Annotated in this window: 21 protein-coding genes; 8 read left to right on the plus strand and 13 right to left on the minus strand. The window is 45.0% G+C overall.

Translation table 11 applies throughout. From position 1 onward, the window contains the following. The first annotated feature begins 119 nt into the window (after positions 1-119). The 5 genes from IID12_05370 to IID12_05390 all read left to right on the plus strand — a co-directional run bounded on the left by IID12_05370 (position 120) and on the right by IID12_05390 (position 3,756). Positions 120-521: a hypothetical protein gene (locus IID12_05370; protein ID MCH8288520.1), complete on the plus strand. Its 402-nt coding sequence runs from the start codon at positions 120-122 to the stop codon at positions 519-521. A 182-nt stretch (positions 522-703) separates the two neighbouring features. Beyond that, entirely contained in the window at positions 704-1,198 is a 495-nt protein-coding gene (locus IID12_05375; protein ID MCH8288521.1) for a response regulator, read from the plus strand. A 151-nt stretch (positions 1,199-1,349) separates the two neighbouring features. Then, entirely contained in the window at positions 1,350-1,664 is a 315-nt protein-coding gene (locus IID12_05380) for a hypothetical protein (protein ID MCH8288522.1), read from the plus strand. A gap of 181 nt (positions 1,665-1,845) precedes the next feature. After that, positions 1,846-2,853, plus strand: coding sequence for an AAA family ATPase (locus IID12_05385; GenBank protein MCH8288523.1), 1,008 nt, complete (start codon positions 1,846-1,848; stop codon positions 2,851-2,853). Positions 2,854-2,859: 6 nt separating this feature from the next. Continuing rightward, a complete protein-coding gene (locus tag IID12_05390; GenBank protein MCH8288524.1) occupies positions 2,860-3,756 on the plus strand; it encodes a DUF58 domain-containing protein in 897 nt (298 codons plus the stop codon). A gap of 352 nt (positions 3,757-4,108) precedes the next feature. On the opposite strand, the gene IID12_05395 is transcribed toward IID12_05390, so the two are convergent. The 12 genes from IID12_05395 to IID12_05450 all read right to left on the minus strand — a co-directional run bounded on the left by IID12_05395 (position 4,109) and on the right by IID12_05450 (position 14,915). After that, positions 4,109-5,167: a tetratricopeptide repeat protein gene (locus IID12_05395; GenBank protein MCH8288525.1), complete on the minus strand. Its 1,059-nt coding sequence runs from the start codon at positions 5,165-5,167 to the stop codon at positions 4,109-4,111. A gap of 36 nt (positions 5,168-5,203) precedes the next feature. Next, complete coding sequence (gene mtnA / locus IID12_05400; protein MCH8288526.1) at positions 5,204-6,262, minus strand: S-methyl-5-thioribose-1-phosphate isomerase; 1,059 nt, start codon at positions 6,260-6,262, stop codon at positions 5,204-5,206. Positions 6,263-6,264: 2 nt separating this feature from the next. Next, positions 6,265-6,690 (minus strand): YjbQ family protein, encoded by a 426-nt coding sequence (locus IID12_05405; protein ID MCH8288527.1) that lies wholly within the window; start codon positions 6,688-6,690, stop codon positions 6,265-6,267. Beyond that, positions 6,687-7,607 carry a bifunctional hydroxymethylpyrimidine kinase/phosphomethylpyrimidine kinase gene (locus IID12_05410; GenBank protein ID MCH8288528.1) on the minus strand — a complete coding sequence of 307 codons (921 nt, stop codon included), beginning with the start codon at positions 7,605-7,607 and terminating at the stop codon, positions 6,687-6,689. The genes IID12_05405 and IID12_05410 overlap by 4 nt, the downstream gene beginning before the upstream one ends. A gap of 115 nt (positions 7,608-7,722) precedes the next feature. Then, positions 7,723-8,364 carry an energy transducer TonB gene (locus IID12_05415; protein ID MCH8288529.1) on the minus strand — a complete coding sequence of 214 codons (642 nt, stop codon included), beginning with the start codon at positions 8,362-8,364 and terminating at the stop codon, positions 7,723-7,725. Beyond that, entirely contained in the window at positions 8,364-8,774 is a 411-nt protein-coding gene (locus IID12_05420; GenBank protein ID MCH8288530.1) for a biopolymer transporter ExbD, read from the minus strand. The genes IID12_05415 and IID12_05420 overlap by 1 nt, the downstream gene beginning before the upstream one ends. A 2-nt stretch (positions 8,775-8,776) precedes the next feature. After that, positions 8,777-9,178: a biopolymer transporter ExbD gene (locus IID12_05425; GenBank protein MCH8288531.1), complete on the minus strand. Its 402-nt coding sequence runs from the start codon at positions 9,176-9,178 to the stop codon at positions 8,777-8,779. Positions 9,179-9,190: 12 nt separating this feature from the next. Continuing rightward, on the minus strand, positions 9,191-9,844 hold the full coding sequence (locus tag IID12_05430) for a MotA/TolQ/ExbB proton channel family protein (GenBank protein MCH8288532.1): 654 nt from the start codon (positions 9,842-9,844) through the stop codon (positions 9,191-9,193). A gap of 136 nt (positions 9,845-9,980) precedes the next feature. Beyond that, positions 9,981-11,579 carry a S41 family peptidase gene (locus IID12_05435; GenBank protein ID MCH8288533.1) on the minus strand — a complete coding sequence of 533 codons (1,599 nt, stop codon included), beginning with the start codon at positions 11,577-11,579 and terminating at the stop codon, positions 9,981-9,983. A 135-nt stretch (positions 11,580-11,714) separates the two neighbouring features. After that, complete coding sequence (lpxK, locus tag IID12_05440) at positions 11,715-12,701, minus strand: tetraacyldisaccharide 4'-kinase (protein ID MCH8288534.1); 987 nt, start codon at positions 12,699-12,701, stop codon at positions 11,715-11,717. 72 nt (positions 12,702-12,773) lie between these two features. Then, positions 12,774-13,904: a lipid-A-disaccharide synthase gene (gene lpxB, locus IID12_05445; protein ID MCH8288535.1), complete on the minus strand. Its 1,131-nt coding sequence runs from the start codon at positions 13,902-13,904 to the stop codon at positions 12,774-12,776. 30 nt (positions 13,905-13,934) lie between these two features. Next, positions 13,935-14,915, minus strand: a complete 981-nt coding sequence (locus IID12_05450) for a Gfo/Idh/MocA family oxidoreductase (protein MCH8288536.1) — start codon at positions 14,913-14,915, stop codon at positions 13,935-13,937. A gap of 231 nt (positions 14,916-15,146) precedes the next feature. Between IID12_05450 and IID12_05455 the strand changes: the two genes are divergently transcribed. After that, positions 15,147-16,220, plus strand: coding sequence for a hypothetical protein (locus tag IID12_05455; GenBank protein ID MCH8288537.1), 1,074 nt, complete (start codon positions 15,147-15,149; stop codon positions 16,218-16,220). A gap of 24 nt (positions 16,221-16,244) precedes the next feature. Here IID12_05455 and ychF read toward each other — a convergent pair whose 3' ends face one another. Next, entirely contained in the window at positions 16,245-17,342 is a 1,098-nt protein-coding gene (gene ychF / locus IID12_05460; GenBank protein MCH8288538.1) for a redox-regulated ATPase YchF, read from the minus strand. Between the two features lie 261 nt (positions 17,343-17,603). On the opposite strand from ychF, the gene IID12_05465 reads away from it, so the two are divergent. Beyond that, positions 17,604-18,503, plus strand: coding sequence for a hypothetical protein (locus IID12_05465; GenBank protein MCH8288539.1), 900 nt, complete (start codon positions 17,604-17,606; stop codon positions 18,501-18,503). A gap of 39 nt (positions 18,504-18,542) precedes the next feature. Further along, on the plus strand, positions 18,543-19,061 hold a 519-nt coding region (locus IID12_05470), incomplete at its 3' end, for a hypothetical protein (GenBank protein ID MCH8288540.1).

Genomic DNA, 19,061 nt, shown 5'->3' on the forward strand with positions numbered 1-19,061 from the left:
AAACCGGAATCGATGAGCTTGGTCTCGGAGAAATCGTCAACCTGACAATCGAGGAGGTTCTCGGAAAACTACCGGTGATAGAAGACTGAGTAGGGCAGGCACATTAAGCCCGTAATTAATTGCGCTATCTCAAAATAATCTTCTTCTCGTATCTCGGATCGACTGCGGGATTCCTGATCGGTGAATTTCTTATCCGTAAAATTTCCAACGTGCAATTGGATCTATGGGGAATTATGACGCGGGGAATCAAGGGTGAGCTTCCGGTATTACTCGGTCTTTTGTTGTCGGGAATCATCGGAACCGTCGCAGGGGCAAGTTTCATCAAAAAAGGTAAAATCAGAGCTCTTTTGGGAGCCGCCGGAGGATTCTTCGGTTTGGCAATCGCTGCAACGGCGATATTCAACGTAAGCGCATTCAACAGGATTTACTATATCATATATCCTCTCTTTACACTTTCGGGCTGGGAGCTCGGAATCTATCTTCATAAAAACTATATCAATAAGCCTGATTCAGAAAATTGACCGGACACCGGTTTAGAACGGCGTTGAAGCGTATGCGTATTATCATACGAAAAAAAATCTCTAATATCATTTGACGGATAAAATTCGTAATTTTCTCAATACAACAGAGAAGTTTCCCGGTCGGATAAATTAGCAGGGCAAATATGACGGCGTTCAGAAATATGATGGTTTTTTAAACGAGCATGGATGAGGAGACCCGGCGAGTACTGATTGTTGAGGATGATGAGTCTATTGCCGATACAATTAAAGAATCTTTAGAGTATTTAGGATATGAAGTCAGTGACTCGGTTACGAACGGTGAAGATGCCCTGAAGAGGATAAAGGCGGACGAACCGGATATAGTCCTGATGGATATTGAGATTCCGGGGGAATTGGACGGAATTCAGACCGCGGAAGAACTGATTGCAATAAGTAACGTTCCTGTCGTATATCTGACCGGAAGGAGCGACGATGAAACGCTTGAGAGGGCGATAAAAACGGCTCCGTATGGATATATAATTAAACCATTTAAGCCTGACGACTTAAAAATCGCTATTGAAATTGCCCTGAATAAGCATGAATTAGACGAAGGAAGAGAAAATCTTCTTTCGAGATTGCAGGGTGTGATCTCAAAAATAGTGAGTAAGTATATCGGACCGGAAAAATTAGGTCCGAACAGTAAAAATTGGTTCAAATAATATAGGCTTTCTGAAATAATTTTGATGATACAAGAAGTGTCCAAACGCAAACTTGCATTTTATGTCTTTGTCCGACAGACATCAGTCGGGCTGGCGATGAGCAAGGCGACGAAGCAATCTCAATCTTTGTCATGCTGAGCGGAGTCGAAGCATGAAGATAGAATCTATCATGAAGAAAAAAAGTAAAAGCGAGATTGCCCGTCTGACATATGTCGGGCAGGCCGCGGTCGTCCCGCCATCGGCGGTGGCTCTGACCGCATTCATAAGACAACCACCCCTTGATCCCCTCCTTAAAAAGGAGGGGAAACCAATAATTCCCCTCTATCAACCAGCCCGACATTGGTCTGGCGGGGAGGGGTGGATTTTGTCCCGATTGTTCAGGACAAAAGACGGGGTGTGTCAAGAGTATTGGTACAACCGGTTGATGGTTCTCACCGCAGGAATTTACCGACGAGGAAATCCCTGAAAGAAAGGATGCTATAAAGCGCCTTGATGCGCTCAAAAAGAACAGTTAAATTTGACCACACATCATAGGAACAGGTCGGTCAATATTTCGACTTTTAATCCATAGCGGTTGACATTGCTCAGCCGCGCCGTTATTTTTCCTTGCCCGATGAACAGTTCAAAAACAGGTAAACGAACCTTAAATGACTGATAAAAACAAAGTTTCAGACATAGAGTTAACAGAAAATTTACAAGCCTCTACTCGGCAAATCTATGAGGAGGTGGGAAAAGTTATTGTCGGCCAAAAAGAGATAATCTCGAGCCTATTGATTTCCCTTCTTTCGAGGGGGCATTGTTTGCTCGTCGGCGTGCCCGGACTCGCAAAAACGCTTCTGATCAAGACTTTGTCAGACGTCATGGATTTGAGTTTCAACAGGATTCAATTTACGCCAGACCTTATGCCGTCGGACATTACAGGCACAGAGATTCTTGAGCATGACGTAGACACCGATAAAAGAGAATTCAGATTTATAAAAGGTCCCGTCTTCGCGAACATCTTATTGGCTGATGAAATTAACAGGACTCCTCCCAAAACTCAGGCTGCGTTGTTGGAAGCGATGCAGGAACATCAGGTAACTGCAGGGGGTCAAACTCATGCGCTGGACGAACCGTTTTTTGTGCTGGCAACTCAGAATCCGATCGAGCAGGAGGGAACCTATCCACTTCCGGAAGCGCAGCTCGACAGGTTCATGTTCAATCTGAAAATAGACTACCCTCTCGAAAACGAAGAGGTGGAGATCGTGAAATCTACGACCGGATTGATGATGGAAGAACCGAAAAAGGTTATATCGAAGGCAGATATTATAAATTATCAAAATTTAGTGCGGGGTGTCCCGGTCGCCGATAACGTCATAGAATACGCGGTTCGACTCACATCACTTACGAGACCCGGCACAAACGGCTCGTTGTCGAGGGTTAATGAGATAGTCGAATGGGGCGCCGGACCCAGAGCGTCCCAGTACATGATCCTGGGCGCCAAAGCGCGTGCTCTTCTCGACGGGAGAACAACGCCGGCTATAGAAGACGTCGTCGCAATGGCAAAGCCGGTTTTGAGGCATCGGATTGTAATGAGTTTCACCGCCGAAGCGGAGGGAGTGACGGCAGACTCTCTGATTTCCCAACTGTTGGAAGAAAGCGAACACCGACTTTAACTCCCTATGGCTGACCGCCTGAAATATTTAGACCCTGTGGCGCTTTCCGCGGTCAAAAACATGTACATCCGTGCGCGTTTGATAGTTGAGGGATTTATCACAGGGTTGCATCGAAGTCCCTATCACGGTTTCAGCGTAGAATTTTCGGAACACCGTCAATATATACCGGGTGACGAATCAAAACATATCGATTGGAAGCTCTTCGGAAAGACGGACAGATACTACATAAAACAGTTCGAGGAAGAGACAAACCTCAAAGCGTATATAGTGTTGGATTCAAGCGCATCAATGAATTATTCATCCGGCGGCGTGACCAAACTCGAGTTCGCCTCGTATATAGCGGCATCGCTCACGTATCTTATGCTCAGGCAGCGGGACGCAGTAGGGCTCTGTATCATCGACGACAAGATCCGATCGTACATCCCTCCAAGTTCGAGATCTACCTATTTGAAACTGCTGCTTGAGCAACTCGAAAATCTGTCTCCGGGTAAAGAAACCGATCTGGCTTCTAATTTCCACGAGCTCGCCGAACGAATACATAGACGCGGTCTGATAATAATACTCTCGGATCTGATGGATGACCCTGAAGAAGTGCTGAACGGGTTAAGACATTTTCGTTATAACGACCACGAAGTAATTGTATTTCACATACTCGATCCGATGGAACTCGATTTTAATTTCCCGCGCGAAGCGCTGTTCAGCGACATGGAGTCTGGAGAGCGCATAAGCGCCGACCCATGGCATTTAAAGGAAGATTACGCGCTGAAAATGAAAGAATTCATTCACGCATATAAATACGGGTGCCTCAAACAGAATATCGATTATTACCGGTTAGATTCTTCGGCGAACTTAGCCACGGCGTTGATGGATTTTTTAATTTCCCGGAAAAAAGTAGTCGGATAAGTTTTCAACTACTGATAGAACTGTCCCTCCACACTGAGGTTGTGTAAAATCAAAATAAAAACCGTCATTCCGAAGGAGTCCCGTCCCGAAGTTTCGGGATCGGGACGACTGAAGGAATCTCATAAGCACCTGTATTACAGTGAGTTAAGAGATTGCTTCGTCGTATACCGCGCCTTCGGCGGGGTTCACTCCTCGCAATGACAAACGTGTGCGGGTTATCCGGCCAGTCCGGTGCCTGACGGGCAGCTGCCGGATGACCGCACCGACGGTGCTGTCTGACGTCAGGACCAGTCCTGACTGCTACCAATAATATCGCTTGGGGGTGTTTTAGAAATTTATATGAAAAATCTATTTACGGTTTATACCCAAGTTCCTTAGCTTTGTCCAGAGCGTCCTGCGCTTTGTCCGGTTTTCCCATCTTCATGTAAACCCCAACGAGCTGCCTCCAATAAACATTTTCGGTAGGAGCGCATTCAGATGCCTTAAGGAGATAGGTTTCAGCTTCAGCCAGCCTTCCTTCCAAATTGGAGTAAACAGCCGCTACGTTTGAGATAGCATCGCAATCGTCCGGATTCAATTTCAGACTGCCTAAGAACATCTCTTCAGCTTTTTCGTAGTTATCAGCCTTTAGATAAATTACTCCGAGGTTATACATGAGATTCGCGTTTTCGGGGTCCGCCTTCAGTGCCTTTTGATAAGTTGCCTCCGCTTCTTCAGATTTGCCCTGAGAGTCGAAATTTTGAGCAAGTTGCTGGAGAGCAGTTAAATTTCCCGGATCAAGTTCCAACACCTTGTTTAGATAACTATCTCCTTTTTCGTAATCATTTTCCTTTGAGTAAATTATTGCAAGGTTTACGAGTGATTTAATGTCGGTAGAATCTAACTCGGCAGATTTGATGAGATACATCTTGGCTGATTCGGCATCCTCTTTGTGCAAGTATAGAGAGGCTATCGTCGCATAAGCCTGCGCCCGCCCGGGGATTATGAGCGTGGCTTCTTCGAATGATTTTATCGCGGCAGAGAGCGCGGAATCGGCATTTGATGATTCCCCGTTCAGCACTGTGTTAAAAAGATTTGCACCCTCATTAAACTCATTTATCCAATGAAATTCGCTTTGATTCTCAATTTCAGCTGCAAATTTAGGCGATATGGATAAAGACTTATCGAACATCGCTCTCATGTCTTCCCATCTTTCCTGCTTCGCATAAATGTTCATACCGAGCCAGTATGAAGGAAAGGGATTAGCTGTCTCATTTTCAACCGCAAGGAGAGCCTGCTCCTCGGCGCTTTCCAAATTATTTTCTTGTAAGTAGGACTTCGCCGACCTCATTTCAATGCTGCCGCAGGCTGCAAAGTAAGCTCCCATAAAGAGGATGCTCATAATAAAAATTGATAATAATTTTGTATTCATTTTATTGTCCCGGAATATGTGTTTAAACGCTATAGCTTAACTTTTATTTTTTTTTGAGTCAAGGATTTTATCTTTCAGGTTGCCATAAGGAGGATAAATAATTCCCTCATCAGTGATGAGTGCGGATACCAGATTATGCGGAGTAATGTCAAAAGCAGGTGAATATACCGTTGTGCCTTCGGGGGCGGTGGTTCTACCAAAGCCTTGCGTTACCTCTTCCGGGGCTCTTTCCTCTATCGGTATCTGCTCCCCGCTCCGGGATTCAAAATCTATGGTGGACAAAGGGGCAGCTACGTAAAAGGGGATATCATGATATTTTGCAAGTACTGCAACGGAATACGTCCCGATTTTGTTGGCGACGTCGCCGTTATTGGCGATTCGATCAGCTCCTACAATGACGAAATCAATCTTGCCCTGCGCCATAACATGACCCGCCATATTATCGGTTATCAATGTGGTATCGATACCCTGATTCTGAAGCTCCCAGGTTGTGAGCCGCGCGCCCTGGAGCAGAGGCCGGGTTTCGTCAACATACATTTTAATAGATTTATTCAATTCAACGGCGGAGAAAATAACGCCGAGAGCCGTACCGTAATCGCCGGTGGCAAGTCCTCCGGCGTTGCAGTGGGTCAGCCCCGTGCCCGACTCCGGGAGAATTGCTGCGCCGTGAGCTCCTATCTTCTTACACGATTCTATATCCTCGTTCAATATCGCTTCCGCCTCATCCAGCAATATCGACTGCATCCGTTCAATGCCCGCATCCGTAAATTTTTCTGCCTTTTCCATCATTCTCCGTATAGCCCATTCTAAATTTACGGCTGTAGGGCGGGTAGCTGCGAGGAAAGCAGCCACCTTTTCGAGATGCTCTTTGAAGTCGCTGATGTTATCTCCCCCGAATTGCCGAGATCCGAGGACAATACCAAACGCTCCGGCGATACCGATAGCCGGTGCGCCCCTGATTCTCAAGGATTTAATCGCCTCAGCTATCAGCTTGTAGTCACTGATTTCAAGTACCTTAACTTCACCCGGAAGGAGCGTCTGATCAATCATCATAACCCTGTCGTCATTCCACTTGATGGTAGCGGGGCGACTCATTATCAACCGCCGGTGCCGATCAGCTGGACTATTACCCTTCTCTCGCGGGGTTTATTATCAAAATCAAGCAGGACAATCTGCTGCCACTGACCGAGGATCAGACGTGCCTCAGAAAAAGGCACCGTCAAGGAAGGACCGAGCAGCGAAGCGCGGACGTGCGAATGTCCGTTGCCGTCATGCCAGGTCTCATCATGTTTGTAGACAGCGTTTGCAGGTGCGATCTTGTCGAAGGATTTTGGAAAATCCTCACGAAGGCCGGGTTCAAACTCAATAGTTGTAACTGCACCGGTCGCACCGGGGACAAATACGGTTGCACTGCCTTCAACAAATCGGTGTTCTTCGATCGCCTCCCGGATGTAGCCGGTAATATCGATCATGTCGGCATCACCCTTGGACGTTACGTGGAACTCGGAGGTGACTACTTTCACTTTAACAGCGGAGTATCGTCAAATCTGGTCAACCGTATCATACTATCGAAACGCTGATTTATTTCTTCAGGAGTTACTTTCAGGAGAGCCTCGACGCCGAAATCTTCTACACAAAAGGATGCGAGAATAGTACCGGTAACCATAGCTCTCTTGAGGTGATCTTCGCTGACAGAATCCACCATCGCAATATAAGCCATGAGCGCGCCGGCAAAGGTATCTCCAGCCCCGGTAGGGTCACGAACTTCTTTTACAGGATAAGCGGGCAGGTGAAACTCGAATTCCTCTCCGAATATTGCAGCCCCGTCAGCGCCTTTTTTCACGATTACAAACCTTGGACCCTGTTTTAACATCATTTTCGCCGCTGTCGGAATATTGCCGTTTCCCGAGAGGAGTTTAACTTCCTCATCGTTGACAAGCAGAATATCTATTTTTTGTATCAGAGACCTAAGCTCTTCGAGCGCTGTGTCAATCCAGAGATTCATTGTATCACACGCGGTGATTTTGGGTTCTTCGAGCTGGCTCAAAACATTTAATTGCAGCGCCGGATGGATATTCCCGAGCAGCAGATATTTCGATTTCCTGTGAGTATCGCTAAGTACAGGATTAAAATTTTCAAATACGTTGAGATTCGTGAACAGTGTTTTTCTCTCGGAAAAATCCTCGGAATAGACTCCGCCCCAGCTGAACGTCTCTCCCTGCTCGGTCTTCACTCCGGTAGTATCTATCCCTCTTTGGTTCATAGTCGTAAATATATCCTTTGGATAGTCTTCACCTACCACTCCGACCATACTTGTATAACTGAAGAGTGAAGCCGCTAATGAAGCGTAGTTCGCAGAGCCTCCGAGAATCTTTTCCCTGCTCTCTTTGGCAGTCTCTATTGAGTCAAATGCGACTGAACCCACTATGAGTAAACTCAATAAAAATTCCTAACTGTTAGTAATCCAATAAATAAGTAAGAATGAATTAGGCTAAACTGTTACGGACGTTCGAATATCCTGTCTGTAAATCATATTAAACGACCGGGTAAGGATTTTAATCTATTGTTAACTTAAATGTAATCGGAATAGATATCCAGACGCCTACCGGTTTGTCTCTTTGCTTTGCAGGCTTGAACCTTGTTCTTTCCACGGCGCTCATGGCAGCTTCATCTAAACCCGTGTTAGGAATACCGAGCTGAATTTTAACCTCCCGAACAATCCCTTTATCATCGATAAAAGCGCGAACTATTACCATACCTTCTATCCCGGCCTCACGGGCGATCTCAGGATATTTCGCTCTATTCTTTATCCCTTCGTAACCGCCGATAGGCAGAGGATCTTCGTCGTAAGGAATAAATTCGATTAAGCCTGCATCCGGAGCGGGAGGAGGTTCTATCTCCGAGAACATATCGATCGTAGTCGGATCGATTGTAACGTCATCGAGGAGTTCATCGCTCTCTGATTCCACCGGTATAGACGGACGAGCCGGAGGCGGGGGGGCTTCAAACTGCTGAGTTACGTCCACCTTTTCTATATTTATCTCGATTCTGGGAGGTGTCAACTTGACTCTTTTTACACGAAACCTCGGATAGGTTAGTCCTAATGTAATAAGCAGGAAGAAAGCTATGATAAATCCTATTTCAAGCAGTCGGCGGTATCGCACCTTCAAACTTATTTCGGGTTTTTTGTAATCCATCAGCTGGAGCCACGCTTGGCAGAGTAGTTGACTCTCAATGTTCCCGCTTCCCGTAATTCCTGGTGGATATCACTCACAATTCCGAAGTCTGCCTGTTGATCCACTTTCATCGAAACTATCAGTTGTGGATCTTTGACGAAACGTTCGTACATTACGTTTCTGACGTCGCGTGTGCGCACAAGTTTATCGTCGACGCTTATATCTCCGTTCCGTGAAACCCAGATATATGACACATGCCTCTTCGTCCCCAATTTCTCAATTTTCCGCGCGTGCGGTAAATTCAGCGGAAGACCGTCAAACTTCTTTAGAACAGTAGTGACCATAAAAAAGATAAGAAGCATGAATACGATATCGGGCATGGAAGCTGTCGGTATCCCCTCGAACACCTTCCCTTTTTTCTCAAAATGCATAATTAGAACTCCGGTTCGGCGATTGAGATTCTTGTCGCATTTGCCATCTTAAGTTGATCGAGGACGGAAACGAACACCTGATAATCGGTTTCCCTATCTGTTTTTACGGAGATTATAAGATTTTTATTGTTCAGAATCTTAATCCTGACCGTTCTTGCAATTTGAGTAAGCGGTATAAACTCCTCATCCAACATTATGTTGCCTGCGGCGTTAATCAGCAGATTTGAGATGTTTTCTTTTGGAATCTCCTTTTCTTCTCCGGGCGCCGGCAGCACAAGCGTTAGACCCTTGTCCATGTCGATGGTCGTTGTTACAAGAAAGAAGATGAGTAACAGAAATGCTATGTCCGCCATGGAACTGGTCGGGATTTCCGCGGGTCGTTTTTTTCTCTTTTCTAAGATCATCTTATTTTGCCTTTAGAGCTGCTCCGGGCTGCTCTCCGTCGGCTGTGATTTTAGAGATCCCTCTTCTAATTCTATAAGCGATTCGACAAGTTCAACAGAACTTTCTTCCATGTCGATTATAAGTCTGTCAATTCTGGAGACGAAGAAATTATGCGTCGTTTGTATTATCATCGCAACAATAAGACCGAATAAAGTGGTCAGCAGCGCTTCGGAAATACCACCCGCAACAATAGAGGGAGAAATGTCGTCAGCTGCGGCGATGTCCTGAAAGGCATTTACCATGCCGGAAACTGTTCCGGTGAACCCGAGCAACGGAGCAATTGTGGCAATTGTAGCAAGCCAAATCAGATTGCGCTCGAGAAACGCCATCTCTATAGTGCCGGCGCTTCCGATAGCTTTTTCAACAGCTTCTATACCTCTTTTAGCACGCATCAAGCCGGCATAAAAGAGCGAAGCTACCGGGCCTTTAGTGTTAGAGGAAATTTCCATAGCTCCTTCAAAGCCTTTCTCGTTCAAAGCTACTTTTATTTTCTGCATAAAATTTCGGGTATCGATCGATGCATCAAGCAGAGTCCAGAGCCTCTCAATGCTTAGTGCGATACCGAGTATGAAAAGGATTAGAATTGGCCACATAAAGGGCCCGCCCTGAAGAAATAAATCAATCATAAATTATTAGCCTCCGAATTATTTAATTCCATCAATTATTAATAATGATCCTAATTCACACAGCTCCAATGGGAGTCAAGTGTTATGAACTACGAAGGATAAAAATAAAAATCGCAATTGTCAATATTTATATCTACTAATTCGAGTTTTCTTTCATTCCCAATACCGCATCGGAAAGCGCTTTCGCTTCCGGAAGTAGTTCAAGAGCCCGTTGAAGCTGATTGTCGGTCTGAATCTTTACCTTATAGCGTCCGTTTCTTCCGAATAGTGATCCGGCGATTTCCGACTTAATCAGATTCTTCAGGTAATCACTGTCTGCATCTAAAGATTTTTCATTTAATTCAAAACCGGATTCTTCTAAAGTTGACACGAAATCCTCAATCATCCCACCGGAGACCTGAAATTCGCTTATGAACCAATTTTCATCATCGCCCAACTCCGGGTGACGGGAAGCGTATTCTGAGGCATAGCTGAAGACGAATCTTTTGGGGTCTCTCAGGAGCTCAATAATGTTTTTAGACAAGTTCAAACCGGAGGGAACGATGATATCGGGCGTTATGCCTCCTCCTCCGCGAACCAATCTTCCCGATTTGGTATTGAACACAGGTCGATCATCTTTTTCCGGCTCGACCTGATTTTGTGCGTCGTTACGAATGTCTTCGTAGTACTGTTCAATACCATTTTCATAGGATCTCTGAATCAATCTCCCGCTCGGTGTATAATACCTGGCAATAGTTACCCTTATAGCCGAGTCGTCTTTCATCTTCCACTGTCTTTGGACAAGCCCCTTTCCGAACGTAGTCTCTCCGACAACTAATCCCCTATCGAGGTCTTGAATTGCGCCTGCTACAATCTCGGAGGCGCTTGCTGATCCCCGGTTTACAAGCACGACGAGGGGGAAGCGTTCGTGAGTTCCTTTGGAATTGGAATAGTACTCTTCATTAGCGCTCGATACTCTGCCCTTTGTGTATACCAGAATCTCACCGCCGCCGATGAACTTATCAAGCACGTCGACCGCTTTGTCGAGATAACCTCCCGCGTTCGAACGAAGATCCAGCACCAAATTCTTCATCCCCTGATTTTCGAGGGATTGCAAAGCCGTTTCAATTTCATCGCTCGTAGTCCTTGAAAATCTGCTCAAAAGTATATATCCGATCTCCTCGTCTATCATAAATGACGAAAGAACGGAGTAAATCGGGATTTCGTCCCGAACTATTGTGAGTTCAAAATCATCGTCGGTTCCTTGCCTTCTGATAGAAACGACAACTTTTGACCCTTTGGGACCCCTGAGTTTGGAAAAAACCTCTTCATAATTGATGTCTTTTGCGGACTCTCCGTCAATGGCGACGATCTTATCGCCGGGTCTGATGCCGAGTTTATCGGAAGGAGAACCCGCGATGGGAGCTATTACAGTGATATATCTGTCGAGAATGTCGAACTCGATTCCGATACCCTGAAACTTTCCCGCAAAACTTTCTTCGCTCTTTTTGAATTTCTCCTTGTCGATATAAACCGAATGCGGATCGAGCTGAGACATCATTCCGCGATAGGCGCCTTTCATGACTTTATCCCAATCCACTTTTTCCACATAGTATCGGTTCATAATCTGGATGATGTTCTCAAAAACTTCCAACTTGAGGTACAGGTCCGAAGCGGAATGAACGACCTGATTGCCGGCAAAACCCAATACGAAGCTTAATACGATAATCGCCGATATTTGGATACGTCTCTTCATCAAAATTCCTTCAAATTTCAAAAATTTGTGCTGCTGTTCCGTTTTGCAATTAAACTACTCGATCCCATTATTCGTTCCAAGGACTGCCAATATATAAACATTCTTTCCAATATGCAATGTCATCTACCTCACAATTCAGCCGGACAGCAACAGACTATTCAGCAGGGTGTCAAAAGATTCTTTACCCCATGTCAGACTGAACTTAATCCTCAAATAATATACGTCCGTCTCCCCTAAAAAGTTTGAAGGAAGTTTTATAGAATCCTTCTCGGTGGTCAAAAGAAATTCAGAGTTCGAGGCAGCGTGTTGAGACTTAATTCTATCAAAATCCGATGTTGTGTAAGCATGATGATCGGGAAACGATAAAAATGAAACATTTTTCGGCTGGAAGGAAGTGAGTAAATCGCGGAAACTTTCGGGATTACCGATACCGCAAAATGCCGTTAGTCCCGCTCCCTTTAATCTCGAAAAACCGATCTCTTCGCCTGTCTGTATATTGATCATCTTATCCGCTTCTTTCAATCCACCGCAAATAACGGCATCTTTCCGTAAATACTTTCGGAAACTTTTTGCTTCCGTTTCTTCACCCATCACAACTACAACGTCAGCCCTCCTGAGGGAATTCAAGGGCTCTCTTAATCGTCCTATCGGAAGAAGAAGACGGTTCTTTAGTTTTTCGTTCGTATCCACGATGACAATGTCCAAATTTCTGTGGATTCCTCTGTGTTGGAAGCCGTCGTCGAGAATTATAATTTCAGATTGCCCATTATCTACCGCCGCCATGGCGCCGCGGTACCTGACAGAGTCAATTACAACTGTTATCTCACCAATCCTATTTTTAATCAAAAACGGCTCGTCGCCTGATTCACGCCAATCGCTTATGGAAGTTGAGGAACCGTAAAACTTCGGCCCGCTGCCGGTTCTTCCGTACCCTCTCGACAGAACAGCCGGTATCTTTCCCTGAGAGGAAAGCGATTCAATAAGCGATAGAACCAGGGGGGTCTTTCCGGTCCCTCCGGTGGATAGATTACCCACGCTGATCACGAATGCATCGACCTTCTTCGCAGGGAGGACATTAACATCATATAGAAAATTTCTCAGGAAAATGACACTCCTGTACAACAGCGAAAGAGGAAAAAGAAGGGGGAAGAAAAGTATGGCTCTGATTACGAAGGAGATCGGATTATCTCCTTTCTAAGATGCTATATTTCGTAATATTGATTTTGCGGCTTTCATCGATGCCCCCGGTTCCCCGAGAAGTTTTTTAACCCCGGATAACTTGTCCGACATCGCACTCGAAATATTATCGTTCGTTATGATAGAAAGAGCTTCTTCGGCGAGTCTATCCGCTGTCAGATCGGACTGTAGAATCTCCGGAGCAATATTTTCACCTGCCACGATATTAACCAGACCGATGCTGTTTATGTTTACAAGCAGATTTCCAAGGAACCAGGAAATCGGCGATAACCTGTAAACTATGATCAGCGGAGTGCCGAAAAAGGCTGATTCGAGCGTTGCGCTTCCCGAAGCCACGATGAGCAGATCAGAGTGTTTCATGACGTCATGAGTATCTGTTGAATGGACGGCGTATTTACCCTGTTCTATACTTGAGTAAATTTCTTTATCAAGGGCGGGCGAAAGAGAGGTTACGGATTGTAATTCAGTTGAGTTGCTTCTCATTTTCTCTACGGCTTCGAGCATTGTCGGATATAGTTTTTCCACTTCCTGCAATCTGCTGCCGGGCAATAATCCGATTAAAGTTTTTCTTTCATCGAGTTTATGCTTTTCAAAAAATTCTGCCTTTGTGCTCGTATTATCCAGCCCTTCGAGCATCGGGTGCCCGACAAATTCCACGTTAATCCCATAGTCTTTGTAAAGTTTTTCCTCAAAAGGGAATACGACAATCATCAGATCCACGAAACGGGCGATTTTTTTTATCCTGCTCTTTCCCCATGCCCAAATCTGCGGGCTGATGTAATAGATAACCTTACACCCGAGTTTTTTTGCTCTTCGGGCTAATTTTAAGTTGAAACCGGGATAGTCGATCAAGACTACGGCACTCGGGCGATTCATCTCTATCCAGTGTGTCAACTCGTTCAACACTCTTCTGATAAACGGAAGATGTTTGATAATTTCACTAAAACCGAGAAACGACATTTCACGCACATGATGAAGAAGATCGACTCCGGCTGACTTCATATTATCGCCTCCGATGCCGGTTATTTTGATTCCGGGGGATAGCTCTTTTAACTCAACGACAAGCTTTGCGCCCTGGATATCTCCGGAGACTTCGCCCGCAACTATAAGGATAGAATCTGATTTCACGATTTACTAATGCGAAAGGGCATCGGGATATTACATGGAACTGTTATTTATCGACGTTATGATTTGCGACGCGGTTTCAAGTGCCGCCAAACCGTCTTCACCTGTTACCACAGGTTCTTCATCGTTTCGAATGCAGTTAACAAACGCGGTGAGCTCCGCTAAGAGCGGATTCTCCTCGACTATATCGGGAGAATCGAGATAGATGCCTCTTGATTCATCACCTAACTGTATTTCAGAAACTTTGATTCCTCTACTCTGAGAATTTTCGGAACCCAAACCGTAAATGCGGGTTTCGTTTTTTAAGAAATCGAGCGTGATATAAGAATTTTTCTGAAATATCCTCATCTTCCTCATTCCCTTCTGGCTGATTCGGCTTGCTGTGAGATTGGCGACGCATCCGTTTTCAAACGTCAGTCTGGCATTGGCGATATCCACATTATCCGATATGACCGAGACTCCATTGGCGTCTACTTTGACAGGCTTAGAACCGTTCATGTGTAAAACGAGGTCGATATCGTGAATCATCAGGTCGTGGACTACCGCAACGTCCAAATTGCGGGGTTGGAACTGCATCAACCTGTGGCATTCGATGAACATCGGTTTAAGGTTCATTCCGGTTAGCGCTCTATAAGTCCCGCTGAACCTTTCGATGTGTCCAACTTGTATAGTCCTGCCGTTCTCTCTGGCGATTTCGACTAATTTGCGCGCATCTTCGACATTATCGCAGATCGGCTTTTCGATGAACAAGTTGAGTCCATGCTCAAATGCCGAAACCGCAATTTCGTAGTGTGTGTTCGTCGGAGTTACGATCGATACGGCTTCCGCTTCAGCGAATAATTCTTCCCTCGAATTGAATGATTTCAGTCCGGTAGAACCGGCTACTTCTGAGGCAGTCGTGTCATCTATGTCGAAAAATCCGACGACCTCGACGTCTTCTATCTCCAGAAGATTGCGGATATGGTAAGAGCCTAAATGCCCGACACCAATCACGCCTATTCTTATAATTTTCATTCCTGCACTTATGTTGTTAATCAGAGAGAAAAATATATCAGGTGTTAACCGCATTTCCAAACTATAAAAGTATATAGGTTTAACGGCGGTAAAAATCTACGTTAATGCATGTAAAATTAGTTTTTGAGTCTATTTCCGATTATTTTGTATGGGTACATCTTTCGAAGAAAGATCGGGCGTTGATATTTGAGATAATAAATTCTTTGCCGATAATAAGCAATGAGGCAAAGGATGAGCAAAAATAACTTAAAGATTTTTTCTTATTTATCTCTTAATTTGAAAGAGGGAGACTCCTATATAGTGATTGTAATACTTCTTTCAGCATTGATGCTTTTCAGCTCTCAAGGGCAGTCAAGTCCGGTGGACAATGAATACACGGACATGGTGAGCCGGGCTGACAGGCTGTTCTGGGTTGGCGAGCTCGACAGCGTAGGAGAATTCGGCGAGATTCTAATTGACAAATTTCCGGAGAAAAGCGAAGGATATAGAATATTATGTATGTACTGGATAAGCGAGAATGATTGGGACAAAGCCATTAAATGGGGAAAGAAAGCGGTCAAGGCAGAAGAAAATTCAGGTATGGCTCACCATTGGCTTGGACGGGCGTTCGGGTTAAAGGCAAAAAATTCTTCGAAGTTCAGAGCGGCGTTTCTCGTCGGTGACGTTAAAAAACATTTTATAAGGGCGGCGGAGCTCATGCCTGATTATATCAGAACACATGAGGATCTGTTTAATTTCTATTCAGGTTCACCGAAAATTGCAGGAGGATCGAGGGAAAAGGCGGAAGAGGAATTGGAACACATCAAAAGTTTGGATCCTTTCAGGGGATCGGAAATGAAAGCGAATTATTATCTCTCGTTAGGGGAAAATAATCTAGCTGAAAAGGAGATAGAGCTTGCGATAGCCCACGACAGCACTGATTTAAACGTTCGCTGGACGAAGACAAACATACTTATGAGCATAAACAGGTTATCCGCCCGGAAACAGCTCAGACTGATAAAGATCATGTCCCCTGATGATTCTCTCAAAGTATTCTATAAGCTCGGTTTGACGTATCTGTTTGAAGGAGACAGCCTGTCCACCGGTGTCAATATTTACTCCCGTTATATTTCCAGCCCGAGAGCGAAATCTGACCCTTCATATCCTGCATCTTTCTGGCGGCGGGGAATGCTATATGAAAAGGCGGGTGACCTGCTTAGGGCAAAAACGGATTACGAAGAGTGTTTAAGTATAAATCCAAGTTTCAACCCCGCCAGAAGATCATTAGCGAAAATAGTTAAAAGAATTGGAAAAATGGAAAAGTGATTTTGTCTTCGTTGATGTTTAAATCTAAGATCTGAATTTAAAGTGCAGGATATCTCCATCTTCGATAATGTGATTTTTACCGACCGTCATCACCAAGCCTTGATCGCGTACAGCTGACTCGGATCCGAACTCGATCAGGTCTTCATACTTGATAATGTCCGCTTTGATAAATCCCTTTTCCATGTCCGAGTGGATCTTCCCTGCCGCTTCGGACGCTTCACTGCTCTCGATAACGGTCCATGCCTTAACTTCGTCAGATTTCGTAGTAAAATATGTTATCAGGTTCAACAGCTCGTAACCGATAGTTACAATATTATCCAGTCCGGATTCGGTAATTCCCATTTCAGCCGAATAAGCAGCTCTTTCTTTCTGCGGAATCTCAGCCAATTCAGCCTCTAATTTGCTGCAAAGAGTGATAATGGGAACCTGCCGTTCTTTAGCGGCTTCAGAAACCTGTTTCAACAATGCATAGTTGTCGTCTCCGATTGCGCCCTCCCCGATGTTTGCCACGAAGAAGTACGGTTTGGAAGAGAGCAGGAACAACTGGTCGATCAAATCCTGCTCGTCATCATCCACAGGGATGCTGCGGGCGGGTATCCCCTCGTTTATTTCGTCCCTGAACCCGGTTAAGAACTCAACCTCTTCGCTCTCTTTTTTATTTCCCCCCTTGGCTGTTTTTTTTGTCTTTTCGATTCTTTTATCAAGAGTCTCCACGTCCTTCAGCAGCAACTCGAGCTCGATAACTTCTATATCTCTTTTCGGGTTCAGCTCGGTGGACACATGCGGGACGTTATCGTCTTCAAAACAACGAACCACGTGAGCGATAGAGTCAACCTTGCGAATATGACTGAGGAACTGGTTCCCCATTCCCTCTCCCAACGAAGCGCCTTCAACGAGGCCGGCAACGTCGACGAAGTTCAAGGTTGTGTTGACTATTTTATCCGGATTGATTACCTGTGCTATATGCTCAAGACGCACATCGGGAACGTCCACAACCCCTATGTTAGGAGTAATTGTGGAAAATGCGTACGGCTCTATTGTCACTTCCGTTGAAGTCAGCGCCTGATAAATAGTTGACTTGCCGACGTTCGGCAACCCGACTATGCCGCATGAAAAACCCATCTGTTAACACTCCTGATATCGTTGTCAGTATAAGTCATCTGAGATGCAGTGACAACAGATTACTTATGCTTCTGAAATGGGTCTGATGTTAAATATAGAGCAACTGTTAACCATGAATATACATACACCTTCAGATAAAAATGCAGAAACCCGGAAACTATTAAAGATATTAGCAGTTAAAGAGCTTGACAATTTTTTATATATGGAGTTACCTTGTTGCCCATAAAGAAATTGGATACCAATTAGCGGGAGAGTGAATTCATGAACATATGTTACAGAATTTTAGGTCTTATTATACTGGTTTCGTTTTTAACGCCCAATGAGAGTCAAGCACAGGATACCACCAAACCTGATTTTGAAGCGTTTATTGAATCGCTCGCCAAAGAAAACGTACCGGGATACGTCCAACCCTTTGCGACCGCCCTCGGAACGGCGATAAATTCGGGAATTTATCATACGGCAAAGATCCACGGACTTCCGGGTTTCGACATTGGCATCAGGGCAATGATAATTTCGATACCTGATGATGGACTGTCTTACACAGCGGTAGTAGGCGGTGATTCTATAAAGAATTCTCCGACAGTGTTCGGAGGCGCAAGCTCCAACGCGTTCTTACCGCACGGTTTGGATAAAGGAACTGTGTTTTTTGCCGTTCCGCAGGTTTCCATAGGACTGTTAATGGGAACGGAGCTGAACTTTCGATACCTTCCGGCAATTGAACTGAGTGAGGATATCGGCAAGCTCGAGCTTATCGGGTTCGGGTTATCCCATAGTCTCGACCAGTATTTCCCCGCTCCAATTCCTCTGTTGCCTCAGCTGTCAGCCGGGTTCATGTTTCAGAGCTTTAAGGTCGGCGATATCCTCGAATCGTCCCACAAGGCTTTCAATCTCCGTCTGAGTAAAAGCGTTCCTATGCTGACTGTGTATTTAGGCGCTCAGTTCGAATCGACGGATATGGATATCACATATCAATTAGATGGAATCGGAGCTGACATCAAAGTGAACGTGGAAGGTGAAAACCAACTGCGATTCACCGGTGGATTAAGGTGGACGTTATTTCCGTTCTTAGGCATCAATGGAGATTATTCATTGGGTGAGTATTCGGCAATCAACGTGGGCTTGATATTTTCTTTTGACCCACCCGGAGTACCGGGAATATAATAAACATTTCATCGATTTAATTAAGCAGGGAGAACTATAATGAAGCTCAGAGCAGGAATCAGTCTATTAGGCCTACTCTTTTTGACAATGACCCTTACAGGCTGCAACATTTTCAGCTGGACAAGCTCTCCTGATGAAGGGGAGGACTTTTTGGAAGAGGGATTGGATTTTATGTTCGACGGGGATTTTGATGCGGCTGAAAGCCTGTTTGCGCTTGGACTATTAACAGACCCGCTGAACAGCGATCTTCTCTACAACCACGCGAAAGCCACTCTGCTCTCTTCGGGTGAAAGCATAATAACCATCATTGACGAGATTACTAAATTCAGCGAGACTTCAGCAGCTAATATTGAGCTTCCGTTTTTCGGTAGAACTAAACCGGATCAAGATAATCTGTACGTCACAAATATTACTATCTTCAATGACCTCAGTCCGATATTTGACAGCACAATAGTTACGACAGGCAGTATTGAAAGAGATGACATTACTCTGGATATATTTATAGCAAATACGGTCAAGGGGATATTACGAATTGCGGATACAAACGGCGATGAAAGG

Source organism: Candidatus Neomarinimicrobiota bacterium, from assembly GCA_022567655.1.
In the GTDB taxonomy this organism is placed as follows: domain Bacteria; phylum Fidelibacterota; class SORT01; order SORT01; family SORT01; genus JADFGO01.